General features: G+C 70.2%; 4 protein-coding genes and 1 pseudogene. 4 read left to right on the top strand and 1 reads right to left on the bottom strand.

Features of this window, described 5'->3' with window-relative positions; all coding sequences use genetic code 11:
• Positions 1-151 precede the first annotated feature (151 nt).
• The 4 genes from D3105_RS33840 (at position 152) to D3105_RS33825 (ending at position 1,969) form a co-directional block, all read left to right on the top strand.
• Entirely contained in the window at positions 152-568 is a 417-nt protein-coding gene (locus D3105_RS33840) for a phage holin family protein (protein WP_118906591.1), read from the top strand.
• Positions 565-984, top strand: a complete 420-nt coding sequence (locus D3105_RS33835; RefSeq protein WP_240647136.1) for a DUF3618 domain-containing protein — start codon at positions 565-567, stop codon at positions 982-984. Before D3105_RS33840 ends, D3105_RS33835 begins: the two co-directional genes overlap by 4 nt.
• Before the next feature lie 3 nt (positions 985-987).
• A complete protein-coding gene (locus tag D3105_RS33830; protein WP_118906590.1) occupies positions 988-1,254 on the top strand; it encodes a DUF4235 domain-containing protein in 267 nt (88 codons plus the stop codon).
• A gap of 103 nt (positions 1,255-1,357) precedes the next feature.
• The gene (locus D3105_RS33825; protein ID WP_118906589.1) at positions 1,358-1,969 is read left to right on the top strand and encodes a Uma2 family endonuclease; all 612 of its coding nucleotides are present in this window, start codon (positions 1,358-1,360) and stop codon (positions 1,967-1,969) included.
• A 27-nt stretch (positions 1,970-1,996) separates the two neighbouring features.
• On the opposite strand, the pseudogene D3105_RS33820 reads toward D3105_RS33825, so the two are convergent.
• Positions 1,997-3,601, bottom strand: a pseudogene (locus D3105_RS33820) (RecQ family ATP-dependent DNA helicase); the annotation flags it as partial.

The raw sequence follows: 3,601 nt of genomic DNA, 5'->3' as shown, positions 1-3,601 counted from the left end.
CTGCCGGCGGTGGGGACGGGTGCGAACGCGGTTGGCGGGTAGCCGGGCGGTAGGAGCACACATCCGGATGCGGAGGTTCCGTCACGGCGCTCCGCTTTCGCGTGCCGATGCCGATGCCGATGTCGACAGGGAAGAGCCAGGTGACCTCATCATGAGCACAGCAGGACGGCAGACCCCCACCACCGGCGATGAACCGGTGGGCGTTCTCGTCTCACGTGCCTCGCAGCAGATCTCGGAACTGGTCCGCGAGGAAATGCAGCTGGCACGTTCGGAGATGGCGGAGAAGGGCAAGCGCTTCGGTAAGGGCGGCGGCCTGTTCGGAACCGCGGGGATCGTCGGCATCCTGGCGGCTCAGGCCCTGGTGGCGACCTGCATCGCCGCACTCGCGCTGGCCCTGCCGCTGTGGGCGGCGGCCCTCATCGTGACGGCCGTGCTGGCCGCGGTGGCCGGAGCAGCCGCCCTCGCGGGCAAGAAGCAGATCGCCCGCGCCGGAACCCCCACGCCGGAGCAGACCATCGACAGCGTCAAGGCCGATCTGGCCGAGGTCAAGGAGAGGGCTCACCGATGAACGACGAGTCACAGAACAAGATGGGTTCCCCCACCCCCGAAGAACTGCGCGAGCAGGTCGAGCGCACGCGCGACGAACTCGGCCAGACCGTCGAGGCATTGGCGGGCAAGGCCGACGTCAAGGCGCAGGCGAAGGAGAAGACCGCGGCGGCGAAGAAGCAGGCTGCGGAAAAGTCTGCCGAGCTGAAGGAACAGGCCGCGGAGAAGTCCGCCGAGCTGAAGGTCCAGGCCGCGGAGAAGACGGCGGCGGTCAAGGAACAGGCCGCAGCCGCCACCGCCCAGATCCGCGAGAAGACCGCGCAGGCCGCACAGGCGGTGAAGGACAAGACGCCGGAACCCGTGCAGGAGAAGACCGCACAGGCCGCCACGCGCGCTGCTGGTCGCCTTCCTGCTGATACGCCGCGGCCGGGGGGGTAACAAGTGAAGGCGTCCACGATCGCGTACAAGCCGATGGGGTTCGCCCTCGGCGCGGTCAGCGGCATGATCGCGAGCGCCGTGTTCAAACAGACGTGGAAGGTCATCGAAGGCGAGGGGGACGCCCCCGACGCCCTCGACGAGGACCGCCCGTGGCGGCAGATCCTTCTCGCCGCCGCCGTACAGGGCGCGATCTTCGCCGTGGTCAAGGCCACCGTCGAACGCTCGGGCGCCCAGGCGACCCGACGCGTCACAGGCACCTGGCCGGCGTGACCCGTTGCGGTGTCGGCCAGGCGTGCCCAGGTTCGGGTCATCCGGATCCGGATCGCGGCGGATACGCCGGTCGGCCCCGCGAGACTCCTCGCATGGAGCACGGATGAACGAGGACGACCAGACCTCCGAGCCTCAGTGGGCAGTCCCACCCGAGGGCGGCTGGACCGCCGACGACCTGGACACACTCCCGAATCTGCCTCCGCACACGGAGCTGATCGACGGAAGTCTCGTGTTCGCCTGCCCGCAGACGCTCTTCCACTCGCGTGCCACCAGTTTCTTCGGGGAGCATCTGCGCGCCGCAGCTCCACCCGGTACGCACACGATCAGCCGCTTCACCATCGACATCGATCGGCACAACCGTCCCGAACCCGATGTGGTCGTCGTGTCGGCCCCTGTCGTCCGGAGCATGGACCAGACCCGGTTGCCCAGCGATTCCGTGCTCCTGGTGGTCGAGGTGGTCTCCGAGGATTCATTGTCCCGCGACCGGGAGACCAAGCCCGTGCAGTACGCCCGCGCGACCATCCCCCACTACTGGCGGGTGGAGAACCACGACGGGCGTGCCGTGGTGTACGTCTTCGAGCGGGAGCCGGCCACCGGCGCGTACCCCTCGACCGGGATCTTCCGCGACCGGACGAAGGTGTCGGTGCCCTTCACCGTGGACCTGGATCTGACGGCGATCACGGCCCGCCGCAGCCGGGCGGCGGACCCGGAGTAGGGCTCACCCCGCCGCCCGGTCCGCGCCTCACTCGTACTCGGGCGGTTCCTCGTCCCAGCCGAACTCGGGGTCGCTGTGCTGCGTGGCCGCGGGGGCCTCGGTGCGGGCCGAAGCCGTCGTGCGTGGGGCGGGGGCCGGGGGCGTCGGTGCCTCCGGGGCCGCTCCTGGGGACGTCTCCGCCAAGGCCGCCAGCACGCCCTCCCCGTACGTCGCGAGCTTCTTCTCGCCCAGGCCGCTGATGCCTCCCAGCTCCCCGATCGTCGTCGGGTGGACGGTCGCGATCTCCCGCAGCGTCGCGTCGTGGAAGATCACGTACGCCGGGACGCCCTGCTCCTTCGCCGTCGCCCCGCGCCAGGCGCGCAGCGCCTCGAAGACCGGGACGGCGGACTCGGGGAGGTCGGCGGCGGCAGCCTTGCCCTTGGCGCCCCTGCCGCCGCCCGCCGAGGACGACGAGCGGGACGTCGGCTTCTTCGGCTCCTTGCGGAGCAGGACATCGCGCTCCCGGCCGAGCACCGTCGCGCTCTCGTCCGTGAGGACCTGGATGACCTTCGCGGTCTTGCGGCCGAGCAGGATGTCGATGATCTGGCCCGCGCCGAACTTCTGGTTCCGCTCGCGCTTCAGCCGCACCACCGTGGAGAGCAGCTTCTGGGAGACGATCGTGCCGTCCCAGGTCTCCGGCGGGGTGAGGCAGGTGTCGCAGTTGCCGCAGGCTGCGGCCGTGGGCTCCTGGCCGAAGTAGGTCAGCAGCTGGGCCCGGCGGCACTGGACCGTCTCGCACAGGGCCAGCATGGAGTCCAGATGGGAGGCGGCACGGCGGCGGAACGCCTCGTCACCCTCGCCGCCCTGGATGAGCGGCCGGTCTCCTGGTAGTACCCCTCGACGGACTTGGGGAGGTCGATGTGGGCGACGAAACGGACGTCCGGCTTGTCGATACCCATGCCGAACGCGATCGTCGCAACGACGACGAGCCCCTCCTCGCGGAGGAACCGCGCCTGGTGGGCGGCGCGCGTACCGGCGTCCAGGCCCGCGTGGTACGGCACGGCGTCGATGCCGTTGCGGGTCAGATACTCGGCGGTCTTCTCGGTGGAGTTGCGCGAAAGGCAGTAGACGATGCCCGCGTCCCCCGCGTGCTCCTCCTTGAGGAAGGAGAGGAGCTGCTTCTTGGGGTCGGCCTTCGGCACGATCCGGTACTGGATGTTCGGCCGGTCGAAGCTCGCGACGAAGTGCTTCGCGTCCGGCATGCCGAGCCGACGGGTGATCTCCTCGTGCGTCGCGTTCGTCGCGGTCGCCGTCAGGGCGATGCGCGGCACGTCCGGCCAGCGCTCGCCGAGCACGGACAGCGCCAGATAATCCGGGCGGAAGTCGTGGCCCCACTGGGCGACGCAGTGCGCCTCGTCGATCGCGAAGACGGAGACCTCGCCCCGGGCCAGCAGGGAGAGCGTGGAGTCCAGGCGCAGCCGCTCGGGCGCCAGGTAGAGGATGTCGAGCTCGCCCGCGAGGAACTGCGCCTCCATCGAGCGGCGCTCGTCGAAGTCCTGCGTGGAGTTCATGAAGCCGGCCCGGACTCCGAGCGCCCGCAGGGCGTCGACCTGGTCCTGCATGAGGGCGATCAGCGGGGAGACGACGACGCCG

The organism is Streptomyces globisporus, from assembly GCF_003501885.1.
Taxonomy (GTDB): Bacteria; Actinomycetota; Actinomycetes; order Streptomycetales; family Streptomycetaceae; genus Streptomyces; species Streptomyces globisporus_D.
Note: the sequence above shows the minus strand (reverse complement) of the source record. Positions and strands in the feature narration are given on the sequence as shown.